Consider the following 19,885-nt stretch of genomic DNA (forward strand, 5'->3'; position numbering starts at 1 on the left):
TCCGCGTTGACCGTTTCTTTCGAATGCCCATCGCAACCTCCTCATCGAGTGTTGCGACGACCAATTGAATCCGCCGGCCCGGCCTTCCCTGCGCGATGGTCTTCACGCTTATACGCAGTCTGCCTGGTGCGCCGGGCTTGTTGGCCACCTCCGCGCGAGGCGAAGCCTCGTCGCGATCGCGACAACGCGCAGAGCGCGTTGCGCGGATAACACCAGCGTCGGGGTGTCAGCACGCTGCGACTTCACGTCCGCGCCGAGCCGTTCGTCCGCGCACCCGAGAGGATACGCTGCGGCTCCATCACGGCCATCGCTCCCCGCCTCGCGTGTCGTGACGATCGCGCGCAACGCCCCTCCGGCCGAGGCGGGATGGCGGCACTAAAGCACAATTTCCGGAAAAGCGAAAGCGTTATTTCTGGAATGACGAACTTTTCTCGCCGTGACCGTGATGACCCGTCTACCTGCTCTGCTGAAAATTCACCAAGGGGATCCCGAAGCAGGCGCCGCGGCACGGCGGTGGTTGAAGCGACCATCGGGCACCGCGGCTCACGCGAATCTTCCCGGCCCGTGCTTCCCCGTACCATTCCGGCCCCGGACTCGCCGAGCGGGCGGAGAGTCACCGTCGCGACCTCGCCGATTCGTCATATTTCGATAAAATTCAATATCTTAACCAGTTATCCCCAAGCCGCTGTACAACCTATTGGATTCCTAATAGAGTCTAAAAAGTTACTTTTCTGTACACCGGTTACGGACTAGCTTTTAGGCATGGCGACGGAAAAAGCCGAAACTGACCGCATCCCCGTAACCCTAGCCCTGGCAACCATCGGCTATCTCGAAAAGCTCGTGAAACAGGGAACCCACGGCACCAGCGTTCCGGGTGTCTGCAGAACGTTGATTGAAGAAGGCATCCGGCTCGCCATCAAGGATGGGCTGCTGTCGATTCGCGACAACGGACGGGCGTAAGCTAGGGACACGCAACGCGGACAACAGTTTCGGTGCAGCCGTCGGCCAGGACGATCCAGGACGGATCAAACTTGGAAGCGACAACAATGCCCGCCGAACGACAGACACTCCCCACCTGGACCGAGGAACGGCTCCAGGCCCTGAAGCAGCACTTTGAGGCCGGGCTGACCTGCCGAGAGATCGCCGCCGAGCTCGGCGTCAGCCGCAACGCCGTGATCGGCAAGATCTCCCGCCTGGCGCTGACGCGCGACAATGGCGGCGACACCAGGCGCGTGGTGCGCGGCGAGACGACACGCGATGGCGCACGCCGTCCCGTGCCGAAGCTGCGCCGCCGCATCCTGCGCGCGGTCCAGAACGACCCGCCGCCTGCGATCGTCGAGGAACCGGTCGGCACCGTCGTGAATGGCTGCTCGCTGTTCGAGCTCTCCAAGGAACGCTGCCGCTGGCCGATCTCGACGCCCGGCGCGGATGATTTCTGCTTCTGCGGATCGAAGCCGATCGAGGGGCTGCCGTATTGCCCGAGCCACACGCGGATGGCGTACCGGGTGGCGTCGTCGAGGTAATGAGGGCGGCGTAGCAAAGATCCTACGGGCCTAATGGCTTTCACGCTTTGCCTAGTCTCCGCATTTTGCGGGGACGGCGCGGCGGCCTCGTCTCCCCTCCCCCTTGCGGGGAGGGGAGCTCACCGTCTCGGGGGGAGAGATCCCGTCCCAACTACACCAATGGACCCGCCCTACCCCAGCTTCCACCCAGCCTCCTGCGCGAAGCGCTGGAAGAACTCGGGCTCGTAGGCCTGCTCCGGTGACTGGCGGACGCGCAGGTCCAGCAGCTTGGCGTCCTCGCCGACGAGGATGCGCCATTGCTCCGCCTTGACGCCGTCGAGGATGATCTTGGCCGCCTGTGCCGCCGTGGTCGGCGCGTCCTCGAGGAAGCTGCGGGCGCGCTCGCGGGCGGCAGCCTGGATGTCGGCATCGCTCATGGCGGCGACGTCGATGCCCATGCCCTTCATGCGCTGGCGCGCAAGCCCGATCTCGGTCTCGCTCAGCTCGTCGGACTCGGTGCCGCTCTGCACCTTGCGCGAGTTCGACACGATCGAGGTGCCGATGTGGCCGGGCATCACCACCGAGCATTTGATGTGCGGGGCGTTGAGGCGGAGGTCGTTGATCAGCGCTTCGGTAAATCCCTTCACCGCGAACTTCGCGGCGCTGTAGGCGGTGTGCGAGACGCCCATGCCGACCGAGGCCCAGAAGCCGTTGACGCTCGAGGTGTTGACGATATGGGCCTCGTCTGCCTTCAGCAGCATCGGCAGAAAGGTGCGGACGCCGAGATAGACGCCGCCCCAGCAGATGTTGAAGGTGCGCTCCCACTGCTCCCGGGAGTTGGTGAACAGGCTGCCGCCGCCGCCGATGCCGGCATTGTTGAACAGCAGGTGGATCCTGTCGGTGGCCTGCTGCTCGGCGAGCTCATCGCGAAAGCGCTGCAGCTGGGCTTCGATCGAGACGTCGGCGACATGGGTGGTGACACGCAGGCCCTGCGGCAGCTTCTCGGCCTCGCACAGCCGCTTGGTTTCGGCCATCGCCTCGGCCGAGACGTCGCACATGGCGACGTTGCAGCCTTCGGCAACGAGCTGGCGCGCGAGCTCGCGGCCCATGCCCGTGCCGCCCCCGGTGATCACGGCGATCCTGCCGGCGAAATCCTTCATTGGATGGTCTTCCTTCCCTGCTGCGGGACGGCCATGCCGTCCCGGCGACCTGCTCGTTCTCTTCGCGGAACGCGTTCCGAGCTTAGGACGTTTCGCCGGCCTGACCAGAGGGGATGTCGGGGATTTGCGTTGCAGCGCATGCAACGAAGATTTCAGCTTGGGGTTGAACCTTCTCGAGGGGCGTCCGACTTATTCCACGGGGAGGCAGGCTCGAGGAGGTTCGCATGGCGTACCAACAGGGGCACTGGCAGGACGAAGGCTGGCGCGACACGATGGTCGATCCCGCGGGATCTGACGACGGCGCCTATGTGACGGGCTGGACGATCAGCGGGCTCGCAGTGATCGGCACCATCGTCGCGGTGTGGCTGCTCGGGATCTGAGACCCGAGACGGTCTGCAGCAGATATGAAAAGGCTCGCCGCCGGCGATCAGCCTGCGCAGGACGATTGCGCCCCGCTCCTCCTCGCCGCGACGTTCGTTCTGCACCGCTTTGAGCTGGAGGCCGCCGCCGCGTCGCAGGCAGCGGTACAGGTCCCATCCGGTCGAACTCGTTGCATACAATTAAAGTCAATTGACTAAATTTTAGGCTGATATCAGGCAGGAAATTCGTCTGCCTAAGCTGCGATCATCTGCAAAATGTTGCCATTTCAACAGCTTGGTGCGCCTGCCTTCCCGCGCGCCGCTGGCACAAAGCTTGCGATCACCCCCTTCAAGGCTCCGCCGTGGCGGTGAAGCCGAGATGACAGCGCGGGCGGACCGACCCGCCGAGGGAGCTCACCAATGGACTTTGGCAGGATTTCACGACGGCATCTGTTGCAGGGTGGCGCGGCGCTGACGCTCGGCGCAGCCGCGGGCCTGCGGCCGGCCTTCGCAGCGGAGACGACGATCGGCTTCATTTATGTCGGCTCGCGCGACGACTACGGCTACAACCAGGCGCATGCGCAAGGCGCGGCGGCGCTGAAGAAGCTGCCCGGGCTGAAGGTGATCGAAGAGGAGAAGGTGCCGGAGACCGACGCGGTCGAGAAGACGATCGAGTCGATGATCAATCTCGACGGCGCCACGCTGCTCTTCCCGACCTCGTTCGGCTACTACAATCCGCACATGATCAAGATGGCCGCGAAGTATCCGAAGCTGCGCTTCGAACACTGCGGCGGCCTGTGGAGCGAGAAGGACCCGAAGAACGCCGGCTCCTATTTCGGTTATATCGACGAGGCGCAATACATTGCCGGTATCGTCGCCGGCTATACGAGCAAGAGCGGCAAGCTCGGCTTCGTCGCCGCCAAGCCGATCCCGCAGGTCCTGCGCAACATCAACGCCTTCACGCTCGGCGCCAAGCTCGCCAATCCCAAGGCCACCACGCAGGTGATCTTCACCGGCGACTGGTCGATGCCGGTCAAGGAGGCCGAGGCCACCAACAGCCTGATCGACCAGGGCGTCGACGTGCTGACCTGCCATGTCGATGGTCCCAAGACGATGGTGGAGAATGCCGCGCGCCGCGGCGCCTTCGTCACCGGCTATCACGTCAACCAGTCGCCTTTGGCACCGAAAGCGTATCTCACGGGCGCAGAATGGAATTGGGAAGCGCTGTATCCGAAGTTCGTCAAGATGCTCCAGGCTGGCGAGAGCATTCCGAACTTCTATCGCGGCGGCCTCAAGGAAGAAGTGGTCAAGATCTCGGCGTATGGCGAGGCGGTGTCCGAGCAGGCGCGCAAGCATGCCGACGACATCAAGAGCAAGTTCCTCGGTGAGGGCTACACCATCTTCAAGGGCCCGATCAAGGACAACAAGGGCAACACCGTGATCACCGCCGGCACCGAGCGCGGCCAGAAGGATCCTGAGCTCGAGAAGATGGACTACCTGGTCGAGGGCGTGATCGGAGCCACGTCGTGACATCAGAGGCGGCCGATCCGGTTGATGTGGCCGCCATCGCGCCGGCCGCCGACGCAGGTTTCCTGCAACGTTATGGCGCGAGCATTGAATACATTCTCATCCCGGGCGCGGCGCTGGTCGCCGCGCTCATCGTGTTCGGCATCTTCGTCGCGCTGTTCGGCAAGAACCCGCTCGATCTCTATTGGTACATGTATTACGGCGCGTTCGGCACCTTGTTCTCCTGGCAGAACACGCTGACGCGGGCAGCTCCCTTGATCCTGACAGCGCTGTGCACCGCCCTGCCCGCGCAATTGGGCATGGTGATCATCGGCGGCGAAGGCGCGCTCCTGATCGGCGCGCTCTCGGCAACCTCGGCGGCGCTGGCACTGCAGGGCATGCCGCCGCTGATGGTGCAGATCGCGATGGTGATCGCCGGCATGACCGGCGGCGGGTTGTGGATCCTGCTGTCCGGGGCCTTGCGGCAGTATCGCGGTGTCAACGAGACGATCTCGAGCCTGCTGCTGGTCTATATCGCGCTCGCGATCCTCAACCATCTCGTCGAAGGCGCGATGCGCGATCCGGCCAGCCTCAACAAGCCGTCGACGCGCGAGATCGGCGCCGCCAACATGATCGGCAGCATTCCCGGCACCGACGTGCATTGGGGCCTGGTGTTCGGCCTGATTGCCGCCATCGCGGCCTATGTGCTGATCTACCACACCACCTTCGGCTTTGCCGCGCGCGTCGCCGGCGGCAACATCCGCGCCGCCAAGATCGTCGGTCTGTCGGTCGGCAAATTGATCCTCACCGTCTGCTTTCTCGCCGGCGCCTGCGCCGGCCTTGCCGGCATGGTCGAGGTCGCCGCCGTGCAGGGCCGCACCAACGCCAACCTCGCGGTCGGCTACGGCTTCACCGGCATCCTCGTGGCGTTCCTGGCGCGGCAGAATCCGCTCGCCATCATTCCGGTCGCGATCCTGCTCGGCGGCATCAATGCGTCGGGCGGACTGCTGCAGCGCCGGCTCGGCCTGCCCGACGCCTCGGTGCTGGTGCTTCAGGGCATCATCTTCATCTCGGTGCTGGCGAGCGACGCGCTCTACGGCCGCATCGGTTTCCTCAAGGGAAAGTCCTGATCCATGGCTGACGGCAATATCGGGCTCTGGACCGTGCCGCTCGCGGTGCTCGGCGGCGCCATCCGCGTCTCCACGCCGTTCCTGTTCGTGAGCCTAGGGGAATGCATCACCGAGCGTTCGGGCCGCATCAATCTCGGCCTCGAGGGCACCCTGGTGATGGGCGCAATGAGCGCCTATGGCATCTCCTATCTCACGGGATCGCCGTGGGCAGGCGTGCTCGCCGCTGGCCTCACCGGCGCGCTGCTCGGCGCGCTCCACGCCGGCATCTGCTCGCTGCCGCGCGTCAACGACGTCGCGGTAGGAATCTCGCTGATGCTGTTCGGCACCGGCCTCGCCTTCTTCCTCGGCAAGCCGCTGATCGAGCCCACCGCCGCGCGGCTGCCGGCGATCGATTTCGGCTGGTGGAGCGACGTGGCGCAGGTTCGCGCCGCGCTGCGCATCAACGTGCTGTTCCTGCTTGGCGTGGGACTCGCGCCGTTGCTGCTGTGGGCATTCAAGACCACGCGCTGGGGCCTCCTGATCCGCACTGCCGGCGAGAGCGCCGACGCGGCGCGGGCGATGGGCCATTCGGTGCTGATGATCCGACTGCGCGCCACCATGGCCGGCGGCTTCCTCGCCGGCATCGGCGGCTCGTTCCTGTCGCTGTTCTATCCCGGCAGTTGGAACGAGGGCTTGTCGTCGGGACAAGGCATCACGGCGGTCGCGCTGGTGATCTTCGCACGCTGGGACCCGATGCTGTGCCTGTGGGCCTCGCTGGCGTTCGGCGGTGCTGCGGCGCTCGGACCGGCGCTGCAATCCGTCGGCGTCACCTCCGGCTATCACTTGTTCAATGCCGCGCCGTATATCCTGACGCTGCTGATCATGATCATCACCTGCTCGCCGAAACGCACCCTGAGCGGCGCGCCGGCTGAATTGTCCATCACCCGCTGATTTCGGAGGTCCATCATGACCGCGCGCACCATCCGCTCCGAGCCCTATGCCTGGCCCTACAACGGCGATCTCCGTCCAGAGAACACGGCACTGATCGTGATCGACATGCAGACCGATTTCTGCGGCGTCGGCGGCTATGTCGACAAGATGGGCTATGACCTCTCCTTGACCCGCGCCCCCATCGAGCCGATCAAGACGCTGCTGACGGTGATGCGCGCGCAGGGCTTCCTGATCATCCACACCCGCGAGGGCCACCGCACCGATCTCTCCGACCTGCCCGCCAACAAGCGCTGGCGCTCGCAGCAGATCGGCGCCGGGATCGGCGATCCCGGGCCGTGCGGCCGCATCCTGGTGCGCGGCGAGCCGGGCTGGGAGATCATTCCCGAACTCGCGCCGGCTCCGGGCGAGATCGTCATCGACAAGCCCGGCAAGGGCTCGTTCTGCGCCACCGACCTCGAGCTGATCCTGCGCCTCAAGGGCATCCAGAACATCGTGCTGACCGGCATCACCACCGACGTGTGCGTCCACACCACGATGCGCGAAGCCAATGACCGCGGCTTCGAATGCGTGCTGCTGTCGGACTGCTGCGGCGCCACCGACAAGGGCAATCACGATCACGCGCTGAAGATGATCAAGATGCAGGGCGGCGTGTTCGGCGCGGTCGCGACCTCCTCCGCGCTGATCGAGGCGCTGTCGTGATCGGCGACGATCCGACGCCTGCGGGCGCGTTCGGCGTCGAGGCCATCGCGATGACGATGCGCTTCGGCGCGTTCACCGCGCTCGACAATGTCGAGCTGAAGGTCAGGCCCGGCTCGTTCCACGCGCTGCTCGGCGAGAACGGCGCCGGCAAGTCGACCTTGGTCAAATGCATCATGGGCTACTATCGGCCGACCGAGGGCGATGTGCTGATCGCCGAGCGCGAGCGCGCAATCGACAACCCCAGGGATGCGCATGCGCTCGGCCTCGGCATGGTCTACCAGCACTTCACGCTGGTACCGGCGATGACGGTGGCCGAGAACCTGGTGCTGGCGCGTGACGACGTACCGGCAGTGGTCAACTGGGCCAAGGAGAAGAAGGAGCTGGAGGCCTTCCTGGCGCGGATGCCGTTCCGCGTGCCGCTCGACGCCAAAGTGTCGGACATCTCCGCCGGCGAGCGGCAGAAATGCGAGATCCTCAAGCAGCTCTATCTGAAGCGGCGCTTCCTGATCCTGGACGAGCCGACCTCGGTGCTGACGCCGGGCGAGGCGGATGAAGTCCTGGGCATGCTGCGCAAGATGGTCGAGGCCGGCGAGCTGACCATTTTGATGATCACCCACAAATTCCGCGAGGTCATGGCGTTCGCCGACGAGGTCACGATCCTCCGGCGCGGCAAGCTCGCCGGCCGCGGCAAGGTCGGCGAGCTCACCCCCGACGACATGGCGCGGATGATGATCGGCGCCGAGCAGCTCACCGTACAGCCGGCGCGCACCGGCGAGGCCGGTGCGATCAGGCTCGCGATCGACAAGCTGGTCGCCCGCGACGACGCCGGAGGCCTGGCAGTGCATGACCTGTCGCTGACCGTACGCGCCGGCGAGATCGTCGGCATCGCCGGCGTCTCCGGCAACGGCCAGCGCCAGCTGGTCGAGGTGCTCGCCGGCCAGCGCGAGGCCGAGAGCGGCGCTGTCAGAGTTTCCGGCGCAGCCTATTCCGCCACGCGCGACGAGATGCGCCGGCACAAGATGTCGCTGCTCCCCGAGGAGCCACTGAGGAACGCCTGCGTCGGCGGCATGAGCGTCGCGGACAACATCGCGCTCCGCGAGTTCGACCGCGCTCCGTTCGCACGCGGCGGCTGTTGGCTGAACAAGTCCGCCTTCCGAAAGGACGCGACCGCCAAGATCAACCGCTACAAGATCAAGACCCGCACGCCGGACACGCCGATCTCGGCACTCTCAGGCGGCAACGTGCAGCGCGCCGTGCTGGCGCGCGAGCTCGGCCACGACGTCGAGGTGCTGATCGCCGCCAATCCCTGCTTCGGCCTCGACTTCGCGGCGGTGGCGCAGATCCATGCCGAGATCATGGCCGCCCGCAACCGCGGCGCAGCCGTGCTCCTGGTCAGCGAGGACCTCGACGAGCTGCTCGAACTGTCGGACCGCCTCGTGGTGATGTTCCACGGCCAGCTGGTCTACGAGACCCGGGCGAGCGGTGCCGATCTCACCGAGATCGGCCGCCACATGGCGGGGCATTGAGCCGGCCCCGCGAAACGACTTCAACGTGTTGACGACTAATTCATCGCGCCGGGGTAACATGGCTCCCGGCGGGCTTTGATCGGCCTGTGATACGCCGCGCCTGCCGGCATTTTCGTTATTGTGTTTCAAACCCTTAGATTGCAGGTCGGTCTCATGAAGGCCTATTTCATCGGCGGCGGCATCGGTTCGCTCTCAGGCGCAGCATTCATGATCCGCGACGGCGGCATCTCCGGATCGGACATCACCGTCTTCGAGAAGCGCCTGCCCTATGGCGGCAGTCTCGACGGCGCCCGTCTTCCGGACGGCTCCTACTCGATGCGCGGCGGCCGGATGCTGACGACCGAGCAATACGAATGCACTTGGGACCTGCTGTCGACCATTCCCTGCGAAACTAACGCTCAGGAGACCATCCTCCAGGAGACCGTGGCGTTCAACAAGCTCCACGTCACCCACGCGCAGGCGCGGCTGGTCGACGGCAACCGGCACAAGGTCGACGTCTCCACCATGGGCTTCTCGATGCAGGACCGCATCGAGATGACCAGGCTCACCGAGGCCTCCGAGGAGAAGCTCGGCAATTCCTTGATCTCGGACTGGCTGTCGCCGCCTTTCTTCACCACCAATTTCTGGTACATGTGGCAGACGACGTTCGCCTTCCAGACCTGGCACAGCGCGGTCGAGTTCAGGCGCTATCTGCGCCGCTTCATGAACGAATTCCCGATGATGGATACGCTTGGCGGCGTCAAGCGGACGGTGCACAACCAGAACGACTCGATCGTCAAGCCGCTGGTCCGCTGGCTCGAAGGCCACGGCGTCAACTTCGTCGGTGGCACGGATGTCACCGATATCGAGCTCGTCACCATCAGCGGCAAGCACCGCGCCGTCAGGCTTGCTCTGACGCAGGACGGCGCGAGCCGCACGATCGATCTCGCCGACGACGATCTGGTGTTCTACACGGCCGGCTCCATGACGGATGCGACCAGCCTCGGCAGCCACGGGGCTCCGCCGCAACAGCTCACCAAGGACGACAGCCACGGCTGGACCCTGTGGGAGAAGCTCGCACACGGCCGCCCCGAGTTCGGCAATCCGGCCGCGTTCAATTCATCGGTTCCGGAATCGAGCTTCGAGTCGTTCACGGTGACCTGCCGCAATGCGCGCTTCTTCGATCCGATGCAGACTTTCACCGGCAATGTCGCCGGCACCGGCGGGCTCGTGACGTTCACGGATTCGAACTGGCGGATGTCGATCGTGCTCTACACCCAGCCATACTTTCCGGACCAACCCGACAACATCAGGATCTTCTGGGGCTATGGGCTTTATCCCGACCGCGTCGGCAATTTCGTGGGGAAGCCGATGTCCGAGTGCAGCGGCGCCGAAATCCTGAAGGAGCTGTGCGGGCATCTGCGCTTCGCGCTCACCGTGTTCGACGAGGCGACCTGCGTGCCGTGCTGGATGCCCTACATCATGAGCATGTTCATGCCGCGCAGCTATGGCGACCGGCCGCTACCGGTGCCGCTCACCTCGCAGAATCTCGCCTTCATCGGCCAATATGTCGAGCTGCCTGAGGACGCCGTTTTCACGATCGAATATTCGGTGCGCGCGGCCATGCATGCGGTCTATCAGCTCTTGAAGATCGACCGGGCCATTCCGCCCGTGACGCCCTACGACAAATCGCTGAAGGTGCTGCTGCAGTCGGTAGTGAAATCATTCGCCTGACGGACCACGCGAGATCGTGATCACCACGCGTCGCAGCGCTTGACCTGGATCAGTTCCACGAGGGAACACAGCGGCTAAGCCCCGGATCGTAGCACACGATCCCGGGTGAACCATCATGAAGGCGTATTTCATCGGCAGCGGCATCGGCGCATTGGCCGGCGCGGCATTCCTGATCCGTGACGGCGGCGTCGAAGGCCGCGACATCACGATCTTCGAAAAGCACCTGCCCTATGGCGGCAGCCTCGATGGTGCGCGGCTGCCCGACGGCTCCTATTCGCTGCGCGGCGGCCGCATGCTGACGACCGATCACTACGAGTGCACGTGGGACCTGCTCTCCACCATCCCCGATGCCGGCGATCCCAACCGCACCGTGCGCGACGAGACGATCGCCTTCAACAAGGTCCATGTCGCGCATTCGCAGGCGCGCCTCGTCGACCGCAACCGGCACAAGGTTGACGTCTCGACCATGGGCTTCACCATGCAGGACCGTCTCGAATTGGTGCGGCTGACCGAGGCCTCCGAGGAGAAGCTCGGCAACTCCCGCATCACCGACTGGCTGTCGCCACCGTTCTTCACCACGAACTTCTGGTTCATGTGGCAGACGACGTTCGCGTTCCAGCCCTGGCACAGCGCGGTCGAGTTCAAGCGCTATCTGCATCGCTTCATGAACGAGTTTCCGCGCATCGAGACGCTGGCTGGCGTCAAGCGCACCGTGTTCAATCAGTACGACGCGATCGTCGTGCCGCTCGTCAAATGGCTGGAGGGCCATGGCGTGAATTTCGCCGGCGGCGTCGACGTCACCGACATGGAGATCGCGACGGAAGCCGGCAAGCACGTCGTCAAGCGCCTGACGCTGGATCGCAGCGGCCAGCCGGAGACGATCGCGCTGTCGAGCGACGATCTCGTCTTCCTGCAGAACGGCTCGATGACGGACGCGACCAGCCTGGGCACCCAGGATGCACCGCCGCCGCGGCTCACCAAGCAGGACAGCCAGGGCTGGACGCTGTGGGAGACGATCGCGAAGGGCCGCCCCGAGTTTGGCAATCCCGCCGCGTTCAACTCATCGATCCCGGAATCCTGCTGGGAATCGTTCACCGTCACCTGCCGCAATCCGCGCTTCTTCGACGCGATGGAGGCGTTCAGCGGCAACGCCGCCGGCACCGGCGGGCTCGTCACCTTCACGGAATCCAACTGGCTGATGTCGGTCGTGCTGTATCACCAGCCGCATTTCGCCGGTCAGCCTGCTGACACGCAGGTGTTCTGGGGCTACGCGCTGCATCCCGACCGCATCGGCAATTTTGTGCCGAAGGCGATGGCCGATTGCGGCGGCGCCGACATTCTCAAGGAGCTCTGCGGCCACCTCAACTTCGACCTCTCGGTGTTCGACCAGGCGACCTGCGTGCCCTGCCGCCTGCCCTACATCACCAGCATGTTCATGCCGCGCAACAAGGCGGACCGGCCGCTGCCGGTGCCGGTGAACTCGAAGAACCTCGCCTTCGTCAGCCAGTTCGTCGAGATCCCCGACGACGTCGTGTTCACGGTGGAATACTCGGTGCGCGCGGCGCAGATGGCGGTCTATCAGCTGCTCGGCATCACCCGGGCGATCCCGCCGATCACGCGCCACGACAAGTCGTTCCGCGTGCTGATCGAGACGATGGAGAAAGCCTTCGCATAGCGCCTCTCGCATCGGCAAGAACGAGCGCGCCCGGATCAGTCTCGATCCGGGCGCGCTTTCCGTCTCGCGAGGCATAGATGCGCCTCGATCCTTGTTGCGTGAATTGTCAGTAGCCGAGCAGTGCGAGACCGACCCAGCTGACGGCAAACAGCGATACCACCGAGGTTGCAGCGGCGAAAACGGACAGCGAAACTTTCAAAGTCCTGAGGACCATACGCGCCTCCTTCAACGACAATGAACAGCACATCGGGGTGAACCCCGATGTCAGTCTGAAATTTCCTGGAACCGGCTCCACAACGAGCCGAACACAGGTTTGGTGCGCGCGTGCGCGCAAAGGTTCAATGTCAGGGTGTGGGGCCTCAATTGAGCTGCTCGATCGTTAACGGACATGGCCGATCGCGGTTCCCGAACGGAACTGGAACCGCTCCAACGTAGGCCCCCTCTCCCCCTCAGAGCCGCCTTCTGCGGGGCTCGAAGGTTGAGAAGGCTCCTGGCTGCAAGTTTTTGGGATGGATCCGGCCGTCAGGCGCTATTTCAGCGGCAGGAACAGGTCCGCAGCCATCTCGTGCTCGGGAACCTCCGGGAAGAAGTTCAACCGCTGGCAATAGATCGGGAAGTCACGCGCCTCCTCGCCGCTGGCCGGAAGCCAGTCGCGATAGAGGAACAGCGCGGCCGGCTCCAGATTGTGGGTGTTGCCGACGACGCGCAGCACCGCGCAGCGTCCGCCGGGGATCACGCCGGCCCTGATTGTCGCGTCCTGCGTTTCGACCGGCTGGTCGGTCCCGACACAAAGGTCCACGCTGTAGTCGGCAGGCGAGGCCGGGCGACGCTCGGAGCGCCAGACCGTGAAGGTTGGATTGGTTCGGGGATGCAGGCCGGCGGCCTTGCGCCAGGCGATGAAGCGCTGGATCGTGGCGCCGAGCGTGGCCGGGTCGCCGCGATGCTCCATGATCGCCACCGGCGTGGTCGGCACCTCGCGAATCGTCACGTCGTCAGGGGTATAGGTCGTCCGCATCAGCTTGCTCCTTGCGTCGTCGAGAGGCCCGAAGGCCGCAAGCCACGGCTCCCAGTCGGGAGATTTCCGGAACGATGACGGCGATTGCCCGAACCGTTGCCGAAAGGCGCGGGCAAAGGCGTCCGGCGCGTCGTAGCCGGCCTCCATCGCGACCTCGGTGACGCTTTGGGCATCGCTGTAGGCCAGCTGATAGGACGCCCGCTTCATGCGGGCGAGCTGGATGTAGCGATTCACGGACAGACCGAAGGTCGCCGTGAACTGCCGGTGGAAATGATATTTCGAGTAGGCCGCGATGCTGCTCAGCGCGTCCAGATCGAGATCATCCTCCAGATGCCGGTCGATATGATCCAGCACCCGCTGCATCCGCGCATGGTAGTTTCGCAGCGCCGCCTTCATCGTTCCGTGCTCCGTGGCGGCTTCAGCTAAGCGCAGGCGGACATGACGCGCTCGACCGATCTTGCGGCTTTGTCACGGGGCTCAGTGATCAAGACCGACTTTCACGGATCGACGGCCGTCACGGTCCAGAACGAAGCGGGCACCATGACGCCCGGGCCTTTGGCGTAGCGCGCCAACGCCTTCCTCACGGCGGCGGTCGCGGCCTCCACCGCCTCGGACGGCTGCCCGGCCACGGCACGGCCGGCGGGCCCGATCGCGAGCGCCGTCTGCACCGCGCTGTCGAGGCCGGCGCCCGCGCCGAAGTCGAGCGCGATGTCGTGACGCTCCAGCCGGATGCGCCGCAGCCCGGCATCGGTCGTCACCTTCTCCATCCACTCGGGAGCACCGAACGCGAAATCGTCCGGCGCGTGCGGCGGCAAGCCCGGCAGCTTCGGCACGTGGTCATAGGCCGCCTGCAGCGGCTCCAGCGCCCACGGGTTGTCGCGCAGCTCGCCCCAGCAGGCGAACGCGACGCGCCCCTCCGAATGCAGCGCATTGCGGATGTTGAGCACGGCGCGCACCGGATTGGCGAAGTACATGACGCCGAGGCGCGAGATGACGAGATCGGCGCTCGCGGCCTTGAAGTGGTGCACCATGGCGTCGCCTTGCACGAAGCTCACCGGCGCATCGGCAGGGGCGAGCTCGTGGGCCGCGGTCAGCATGGCTGCGGACACGTCGAGGCCGAGCACGCTGCCGCCGGGGCCGACCTTCTCGGCCGCCGCGATCAAGGTCGCCCCGCAACCGCAGCCGATGTCCAGCACCCGTTCGTCCGCCTGAATTGCCGCGCGCTCCAGCAGCGCCTCCTGCACCGGCGCCAGCAGCGCATCGATCTCGGCGCGGCGCGCGACCCAGCGCCCGCCGCCCGCACCGTTCCAGAAGGCGATCTGCTCGGCGTTCTCGAAATGCCCAAAGGAGATGTCGGCGACGGCGGCGTCCATGAGGGAAGTCTCGGCAACAAAGTTCACAAATGAAACGAGCCGGCTCGAACAGTGTCCAGCGGCGCCCAGTTCGGGGAGTTTAGGGGGCGGTCTGCAGCTTGAAAAGCCAATCTCACGGACGAAGCGGTCGTGGCAGGTGCGCGCAAAACCGCATCGGCCGACGTCAAATACAGCGATTTGAGAAAATGGTCGGAGCGGCGGGATTCGAACCCACGACCCCTAGTCCCCCAGACTAGTGCGCTAACCGGGCTGCGCCACGCTCCGATGGCCGTTCCTCTAGCCGTGATCGGGGCGGGATGCAAGGCACGGCGGAAGGGTTTCATGGCGTGATCGGATGGAGCGGAGATCGTCGCCCTTCGCCCCCTTCCAGAACGGTGGAGGGTGCACAGCCGACTCGCGGCGCTCGGCGTGGCTCAATGCAACGGACACCTGCCATGCTGGCGCATTCTGACGACCAGCCCCCTCAGACCTCCCTCATCGCCCGGTCGAGCAGCGCGCGGCAGTCGAGCAGCTCCTTGAGCACGCCCTGGAGCTTCTCCCGCTCCTCCGGCTTCATGCCGGCGCGGGTCGGTGGGCCGACGCGGAAGGTGTCGAGGATGTCGTCCTCGGTGTCGACGAAGCGGAAGTCGATGCCCTCCTCGTCGGAAGCTTCCTCCTCCTCGTCCTCCGATTCGACCTCGGCCTCGCCGATCGGCTCCTCTTCCATCATCGCCTGGCCGAGCGTCTCCTCCATCGCGCCGAACGAGACCGCGGCGGAGCTGTCGGCCAGTCCCTGGACCGATTTGACGCCGTGCTCCTTCAGGATGCGCTGCACACCCTTGATGGTGTAGCCTTCGCCATAGAGCAGACGCCGGATGCCCTTGAGCAGGTCGACGTCGTCGGGCCGGTAATAGCGCCGGCCGCCGCTCCGCTTCATCGGCTTGATCTGGGCGAACCGGGTCTCCCAAAACCGCAGCACGTGCTGCGGAATGTCGAGCTCCTGCGCGACCTCGCTGATCGTCCGAAACGCATCCGGCGCCTTGTCCAAATGCCCGTTCCCCTTCGACCGTGCTGACAAGAAAGTGGGAGACTACGCTGAAAAGATTGGACGAACTATACGCGGGACGAACGATACGCGTTCGACACGGCCCTGCCGGCAAAGCAGCGGGACGACGGCCTCGCCCCTAATCCGGCTCGGCGCCGAACTCGGCACTGGCCTCGCCGTTCATCTTGCCGCTGCCCTGCTGGCCGTTGATGCGCTGCTTCAGGATCGCGGACGGCTTGAACACCATGACCCGCCGCGGCGAGATCGGCACTTCCGTGCCGGTCTTCGGGTTTCGTCCGATGCGCTGCCCCTTCTTGCGCACCATGAACGACCCGAAGGACGATAGCTTGACCGTCTCGCCGCGCTCGAGGCAGTCGGTGATCTCCTTCAAGACCAGCTCGACGAACGCAGACGACTCCGTCCGCGACAGCCCCACCTTCTGGTAGACTGCCTCGCAGAGATCGACGCGTGTGACTGTTTTTCCGGTTCCCGCCATCGCCTGCCCCAAACTCACGGCGAATAATTCGCTCCGGAAATTAAGAGGTTAAGCGGCGGTGGTCAACAGTAGCGTGAATAGAAGTACAGGCCGTAGTGCCAATCTCAGGCGTAATCCCGCCGCGCGGCAGGCTCACCAGCGCACCAAAGCCGAGCCCCAGGTGAAGCCGCCGCCCATCGCCTCCAGCAAGACCACGTCGCCCTTCTTGATGCGGCCGTCCTTGACGGCCACGTCGAGCGCCAGCGGGATCGAGGCGGCGGAGGTATTTCCATGCCGATCGACCGTCAATACCACCTTCTCCGGCGCGATGTGCAGCTTGTGCGCCGAAGCGTCGATGATTCGCTTGTTGGCCTGGTGCGGCACGAACCAGTCGATGGTCTCGGCCGACAGGCCGGTGGCATCGAAGGCGTCGACGATCACGTCGGTGATCATGCCGACGGCGTGCTTGAACACCTCGCGGCCTTCCATCCTCAGATGCCCGACGGTCTGGGTCGAGGACGGACCGCCGTCGACATAGAGCTTGGCCTTGTGACGGCCGTCGGAGCGCAGATGCGTGGTCAATACGCCGCGATCGGCTGCCGTGCCGCCCTGCTCCTGAGCGTCCAGGATCAGCGCTCCGGCGCCGTCGCCGAACAGCACGCAGGTGGTGCGGTCGTTCCAGTCGAGGATGCGCGAGAAGGTCTCGGCGCCGATCACCAGCGCGCGCTTGAACGAGCGGCTGCGCAGGAAATTGTCCGCGGTCGCGAGCGCATAGACGAAGCCCGAGCACACCGCCTGCAGGTCGAACGCCGCGCCATGATGGATGCCGAGGCCGTTCTGCACGGCCACTGCAGTCGCCGGAAAGGTGTTGTCCGGGGTCGAGGTGCCCAAGACGATCAGATCGATCGACTGCGGATCGACGTCGGCCGCGGCCAACGCGGCACGAGCCGCGTTGATCGCCAGATGCGAGGTGAACTCGCCGTCGGCTGCGACGTGGCGCTCACGGATGCCGGTGCGCTGCACGATCCACTCGTCCGAGGTCTCGATGCGGCTTGCCAGCTCGGCATTGGTCACGACCCGCTGCGGGAGGTACGAGCCACAGCCGAGCACGACCGAACGAATTGTCACGAGACAGCCTCCTGGGCGACGGGTTCGGACGCTGGCGCGCCGCCGTCGGGATTGAGTGTTTGATTGATCTTGGTCAGGAGATCGTAGCGGGCCATCTCATAGCCAACCCTGACCGCCGAGGCAAAGCCCTCGGCATCGGTTCCGCCGTGGCTCTTGACCACCATGCCCTTGAGGCCGAGCACCACGCTGCCGTTGGATTTGCGCGGGTCGAGCCGGGCCCGCAAAGCGGCGAAGGCGCCGCGGGCCAACAGATAGCCGATCCGGGCAAGCCAGCTCGCCTGGATCGCGCCGCGCAGGAAATCCGTGACCTGGCGGACGGTGCCCTCGGCCGTCTTCAAGGCGATGTTGCCACTGAAGCCTTCGGTCACGACCACGTCGGCGGCACCCTTCCCGATGCCGTCGCCCTCGACGAAGCCGATATAGTCGAGCTGCGGCAGGTTCATCGCGCGCAGCTGCTCGGCCGCCTCGCGGATCTCCTCATGGCCCTTGATCTCCTCGACACCGATGTTGAGAAGGCCGACGGTCGGCCTCGGCTTGTTGAACAGCACGCTCGCCAGCGCGCCGCCCATCACGGCCAGCGCGACCAGGTGGTGGGCATCGCCGCCGATCGTTGCCCCGAGGTCGAGCACCACCGATTCGCCGCGCGCGGTCGGCCAGATCGCGGCCAGAGCCGGCCGGTCGATCCCGTCCAGCGTGCGCAGGCAGAAGCGCGCCATCGCCACCAGCGCGCCGGTATTGCCGGCGGACACGGCGACGTCGGCCTCTCCCTTCTTCACCGCCTCGAGCGCGAGCCACATCGACGAGGTCTTGCGGCCGCGCCGGAGCGCCTGGCTCGGCTTGTCCTCCATGCTGACGGCGACATCGGTGTGAATGACGCGCGAGACCGCCTTCAGCCGCGGATGCCGGTCGAGCTCGGGAACGATCTTGGCACTGTCGCCGAACAGCAGAAACTCTGCATCCGGATGGCGGCTCAGCGCGATCGCGGCACCGGGGATGACGACGGCCGCGCCGAAATCCCCGCCCATGGCGTCCAGCGCGATTCGAACCTTTTGAGGCATGACGTCCCGGAAACCTGATCTCGAGCTTTGTCTCGTCTTGGCCTTGACTTGGTTGGCCGTGTTTGGCGGTCGTTCAGAGGCATTGCGCGGCCGATGGACGGGCCAGAGGCCGTCCGGGCCTTTTCGTCGCACCCCGACCCGGGCGCGACAATAGCGTCTCTCCGTGTCGAAACAACCTCCCGGGAGCGATGCATTTTGCAACCGCCGCGCCGGGCCGGGGCCGGCAGGGACCCGCCTTTGCCATCGAAATCAGCAGCTTGAGAGGATTTCGAGAGGCTTTGTGACAGGATCGATCGTTTCCGGCCTGCCCAACGGCGCGTCAATCCTCACCCGTTTTCTTCGCTTTGACCGCGCCCGGCCCGGCGGCATCTGCCGATTTCAGCGCCTTCAGCGCCGCGAAGGGATGGTCCTCCGGCTCGGCGGCCGCAGCCACCGGCTGCTCGAACACGGCGCCCGGCTTGCGCGGATAGGGATCGATCCCCAGGAGCAGCGCGTCGGCGGCGAGCCGGCCGAGATCGATCTGCCCGCCGATGATCGGCTCCGGCGGATCGGCCGTCTCCACCTCGCTGTTGGGATCGTCCTCGACCAGATCGGCGAGCTCCGGAATCTGCTCCGGCGGGGCGAACATCTGGTCGATCGGCTCGTCGATCTCGATCTCGATCGGATCCAGCGTGACGACGCAGGTCTGACCGATCCGGGCCTGCACACGGCCCTCGACATGCACCTTGCCGTCCCGCTTCTGGACGACGTCGAACGAGGCATGGGCCGAGATGACCTCGCGCAGATCGGCAATCGCGGCGAGCGCGTTGCGCGTGGCCTCGTCGGCCTCGATCTCGCGATGCAGGCCGGCATCCGGAATCTGCGCCACGATCACCGGCGGTGCCCGCCAGGGGTCCTTGGAAGGGTCTCGCGCCGTTTCGCGCGAGGTGTCTCTGTCTCTGGTCATGTCGCTAGTCCTGCTGAACCGGCCGCGGGAAGCTCCAGCCGGCGCCGAGCAGCCTGTTGTCGTCGAGAGCGGCGAGGTGCGCGGCCACCCGCGCCGCATAGGCGGCAAGTCCGGCCGCGCTGTCCGGATGCTCCCCGTTCAAGATATTCTTCTGCAATGCGTCCGCCAGCCGGGCCTCGCTCTCGGACCAGGCAAGGTCATAGGCGGCGGTGCGGCCATAGAACGCCTCGCCGAACTTCTGCATCCGCTTGGGCACGGTGAGATCCCCCACCCCCATCTCGCGCAGATTGTCGTCCATGTCGTCGCAGAACCGGTCGAACAGCGCCTGCGACAGGTCCGATCCCACCCCGCGCAGCCGCCGCAGCACCAGCCAGAGGTGCAGAATCAGCAGATCGAACCGCCCATCGACCGTGTCAGGGACATTCAAGTGTCTATAAAACAACGGGTCTCGGGTTTGTGCCACGATCGTGCCATAGATCGGCTCGATGGTCCCGCGCGGGGACGGTCGGGATTTCCTGAGATGGTTGAATGGCCAGAGCATGACGGTTCCGCGGTCGAGTTTCCCTGACCCTGTTCAGGGGCATGTTGCAATCCGCAAGTTTGCCCGGTACGTCAACGCCCTGCCCGACGCAAGGGGACGGGATCCGATCTGAAGAAGATGACCCA

The 19,885-nt window shown here is 65.3% G+C and carries 19 protein-coding genes and 1 tRNA gene; 10 read left to right on the plus strand and 10 right to left on the minus strand.

Features of this window, described 5'->3' with window-relative positions; translation table 11 throughout:
• Positions 1-762: 762 nt before the first annotated feature.
• Positions 763-960 carry a hypothetical protein gene (locus ACQR0U_RS28335; RefSeq protein ID WP_006614936.1) on the plus strand — a complete coding sequence of 66 codons (198 nt, stop codon included), beginning with the start codon at positions 763-765 and terminating at the stop codon, positions 958-960.
• Positions 961-1,046: 86 nt separating this feature from the next.
• Complete coding sequence (locus ACQR0U_RS28340; RefSeq protein WP_316165185.1) at positions 1,047-1,523, plus strand: GcrA family cell cycle regulator; 477 nt, start codon at positions 1,047-1,049, stop codon at positions 1,521-1,523.
• 170 nt (positions 1,524-1,693) lie between these two features.
• Here ACQR0U_RS28340 and ACQR0U_RS28345 read toward each other — a convergent pair whose 3' ends face one another.
• Positions 1,694-2,662 carry an SDR family NAD(P)-dependent oxidoreductase gene (locus ACQR0U_RS28345; protein ID WP_315711480.1) on the minus strand — a complete coding sequence of 323 codons (969 nt, stop codon included), beginning with the start codon at positions 2,660-2,662 and terminating at the stop codon, positions 1,694-1,696.
• Between the two features lie 224 nt (positions 2,663-2,886).
• Between ACQR0U_RS28345 and ACQR0U_RS28350 the strand changes: the two genes are divergently transcribed.
• The 8 genes from ACQR0U_RS28350 (at position 2,887) to ACQR0U_RS28385 (ending at position 12,200) form a co-directional block, all read left to right on the plus strand.
• Positions 2,887-3,042 (plus strand): hypothetical protein, encoded by a 156-nt coding sequence (locus tag ACQR0U_RS28350; RefSeq protein WP_315711478.1) that lies wholly within the window; start codon positions 2,887-2,889, stop codon positions 3,040-3,042.
• 399 nt (positions 3,043-3,441) lie between these two features.
• On the plus strand, positions 3,442-4,551 hold the full coding sequence (locus ACQR0U_RS28355; protein WP_315827194.1) for a BMP family ABC transporter substrate-binding protein: 1,110 nt from the start codon (positions 3,442-3,444) through the stop codon (positions 4,549-4,551).
• On the plus strand, positions 4,548-5,657 hold the full coding sequence (locus ACQR0U_RS28360) for an ABC transporter permease (RefSeq protein WP_316203326.1): 1,110 nt from the start codon (positions 4,548-4,550) through the stop codon (positions 5,655-5,657). Before ACQR0U_RS28355 ends, ACQR0U_RS28360 begins: the two co-directional genes overlap by 4 nt.
• A gap of 3 nt (positions 5,658-5,660) precedes the next feature.
• Entirely contained in the window at positions 5,661-6,587 is a 927-nt protein-coding gene (locus tag ACQR0U_RS28365) for an ABC transporter permease (RefSeq protein WP_315711472.1), read from the plus strand.
• A 15-nt stretch (positions 6,588-6,602) separates the two neighbouring features.
• Entirely contained in the window at positions 6,603-7,286 is a 684-nt protein-coding gene (gene biuH / locus ACQR0U_RS28370; RefSeq protein ID WP_316172050.1) for a biuret amidohydrolase, read from the plus strand.
• 50 nt (positions 7,287-7,336) lie between these two features.
• Positions 7,337-8,812 carry an ABC transporter ATP-binding protein gene (locus tag ACQR0U_RS28375; RefSeq protein WP_434843819.1) on the plus strand — a complete coding sequence of 492 codons (1,476 nt, stop codon included), beginning with the start codon at positions 7,337-7,339 and terminating at the stop codon, positions 8,810-8,812.
• Between the two features lie 153 nt (positions 8,813-8,965).
• Positions 8,966-10,525: an oleate hydratase gene (locus ACQR0U_RS28380; protein ID WP_434843802.1), complete on the plus strand. Its 1,560-nt coding sequence runs from the start codon at positions 8,966-8,968 to the stop codon at positions 10,523-10,525.
• 115 nt (positions 10,526-10,640) lie between these two features.
• A complete protein-coding gene (locus tag ACQR0U_RS28385) occupies positions 10,641-12,200 on the plus strand; it encodes an oleate hydratase (protein ID WP_434843803.1) in 1,560 nt (519 codons plus the stop codon).
• Positions 12,201-12,729: 529 nt separating this feature from the next.
• Here ACQR0U_RS28385 and ACQR0U_RS28390 read toward each other — a convergent pair.
• From ACQR0U_RS28390 to ACQR0U_RS28430, 9 genes are all read right to left on the minus strand, one after another.
• A complete protein-coding gene (locus ACQR0U_RS28390; RefSeq protein WP_315711467.1) occupies positions 12,730-13,611 on the minus strand; it encodes an AraC family transcriptional regulator in 882 nt (293 codons plus the stop codon).
• A gap of 101 nt (positions 13,612-13,712) precedes the next feature.
• A complete protein-coding gene (locus tag ACQR0U_RS28395) occupies positions 13,713-14,588 on the minus strand; it encodes a class I SAM-dependent methyltransferase (RefSeq protein ID WP_316175211.1) in 876 nt (291 codons plus the stop codon).
• A gap of 186 nt (positions 14,589-14,774) precedes the next feature.
• Positions 14,775-14,852: transfer RNA gene (locus ACQR0U_RS28400), tRNA-Pro, on the minus strand.
• 199 nt (positions 14,853-15,051) lie between these two features.
• Entirely contained in the window at positions 15,052-15,615 is a 564-nt protein-coding gene (locus ACQR0U_RS28405; protein WP_315711463.1) for a MerR family transcriptional regulator, read from the minus strand.
• Between the two features lie 136 nt (positions 15,616-15,751).
• Positions 15,752-16,108 carry an integration host factor subunit alpha gene (locus tag ACQR0U_RS28410; RefSeq protein WP_315711462.1) on the minus strand — a complete coding sequence of 119 codons (357 nt, stop codon included), beginning with the start codon at positions 16,106-16,108 and terminating at the stop codon, positions 15,752-15,754.
• Positions 16,109-16,240: 132 nt separating this feature from the next.
• Complete coding sequence (locus ACQR0U_RS28415) at positions 16,241-17,215, minus strand: beta-ketoacyl-ACP synthase III (RefSeq protein ID WP_315711459.1); 975 nt, start codon at positions 17,213-17,215, stop codon at positions 16,241-16,243.
• Positions 17,212-18,273, minus strand: coding sequence for a phosphate acyltransferase PlsX (gene plsX / locus ACQR0U_RS28420; protein ID WP_315752912.1), 1,062 nt, complete (start codon positions 18,271-18,273; stop codon positions 17,212-17,214). Before plsX ends, ACQR0U_RS28415 begins: the two co-directional genes overlap by 4 nt.
• A 319-nt stretch (positions 18,274-18,592) precedes the next feature.
• Complete coding sequence (locus ACQR0U_RS28425) at positions 18,593-19,219, minus strand: YceD family protein (RefSeq protein WP_315827201.1); 627 nt, start codon at positions 19,217-19,219, stop codon at positions 18,593-18,595.
• A 4-nt stretch (positions 19,220-19,223) separates the two neighbouring features.
• On the minus strand, positions 19,224-19,760 hold the full coding sequence (locus ACQR0U_RS28430; protein ID WP_315711454.1) for a ubiquinol-cytochrome C chaperone family protein: 537 nt from the start codon (positions 19,758-19,760) through the stop codon (positions 19,224-19,226).
• Positions 19,761-19,885 lie beyond the last annotated feature (125 nt).

The sequence above is a fragment of the Bradyrhizobium sp. HKCCYLRH3097 genome (assembly GCF_051167875.1).
GTDB lineage: Bacteria > Pseudomonadota > Alphaproteobacteria > Rhizobiales > Xanthobacteraceae > Bradyrhizobium.

Bases quoted from the DNA above. Each gene is read 5' to 3' on its own strand.
- ACQR0U_RS28365 (WP_315711472.1), top strand. From the start codon at position 5,661: ATGGCTGACGGCAATATCGGGCTCTGGACCGTGCCGCTCGCGGTGCTC.
- ACQR0U_RS28410 (WP_315711462.1), bottom strand. From the start codon at position 16,108: ATGGCGGGAACCGGAAAAACAGTCACACGCGTCGATCTCTGCGAGGCA.
- ACQR0U_RS28355 (WP_315827194.1), top strand. From the start codon at position 3,442: ATGGACTTTGGCAGGATTTCACGACGGCATCTGTTGCAGGGTGGCGCG.
- ACQR0U_RS28350 (WP_315711478.1), top strand. From the start codon at position 2,887: ATGGCGTACCAACAGGGGCACTGGCAGGACGAAGGCTGGCGCGACACG.
- biuH (WP_316172050.1), top strand. From the start codon at position 6,603: ATGACCGCGCGCACCATCCGCTCCGAGCCCTATGCCTGGCCCTACAAC.
- ACQR0U_RS28395 (WP_316175211.1), bottom strand. From the start codon at position 14,588: ATGGACGCCGCCGTCGCCGACATCTCCTTTGGGCATTTCGAGAACGCC.
- ACQR0U_RS28385 (WP_434843803.1), top strand. From the start codon at position 10,641: ATGAAGGCGTATTTCATCGGCAGCGGCATCGGCGCATTGGCCGGCGCG.
- ACQR0U_RS28425 (WP_315827201.1), bottom strand. From the start codon at position 19,219: ATGACCAGAGACAGAGACACCTCGCGCGAAACGGCGCGAGACCCTTCC.
- ACQR0U_RS28335 (WP_006614936.1), top strand. From the start codon at position 763: ATGGCGACGGAAAAAGCCGAAACTGACCGCATCCCCGTAACCCTAGCC.
- ACQR0U_RS28390 (WP_315711467.1), bottom strand. From the start codon at position 13,611: ATGAAGGCGGCGCTGCGAAACTACCATGCGCGGATGCAGCGGGTGCTG.
- ACQR0U_RS28340 (WP_316165185.1), top strand. From the start codon at position 1,047: ATGCCCGCCGAACGACAGACACTCCCCACCTGGACCGAGGAACGGCTC.
- ACQR0U_RS28375 (WP_434843819.1), top strand. From the start codon at position 7,337: ATGACGATGCGCTTCGGCGCGTTCACCGCGCTCGACAATGTCGAGCTG.
- ACQR0U_RS28380 (WP_434843802.1), top strand. From the start codon at position 8,966: ATGAAGGCCTATTTCATCGGCGGCGGCATCGGTTCGCTCTCAGGCGCA.
- ACQR0U_RS28430 (WP_315711454.1), bottom strand. From the start codon at position 19,760: ATGCTCTGGCCATTCAACCATCTCAGGAAATCCCGACCGTCCCCGCGC.
- plsX (WP_315752912.1), bottom strand. From the start codon at position 18,273: ATGCCTCAAAAGGTTCGAATCGCGCTGGACGCCATGGGCGGGGATTTC.
- ACQR0U_RS28345 (WP_315711480.1), bottom strand. From the start codon at position 2,662: ATGAAGGATTTCGCCGGCAGGATCGCCGTGATCACCGGGGGCGGCACG.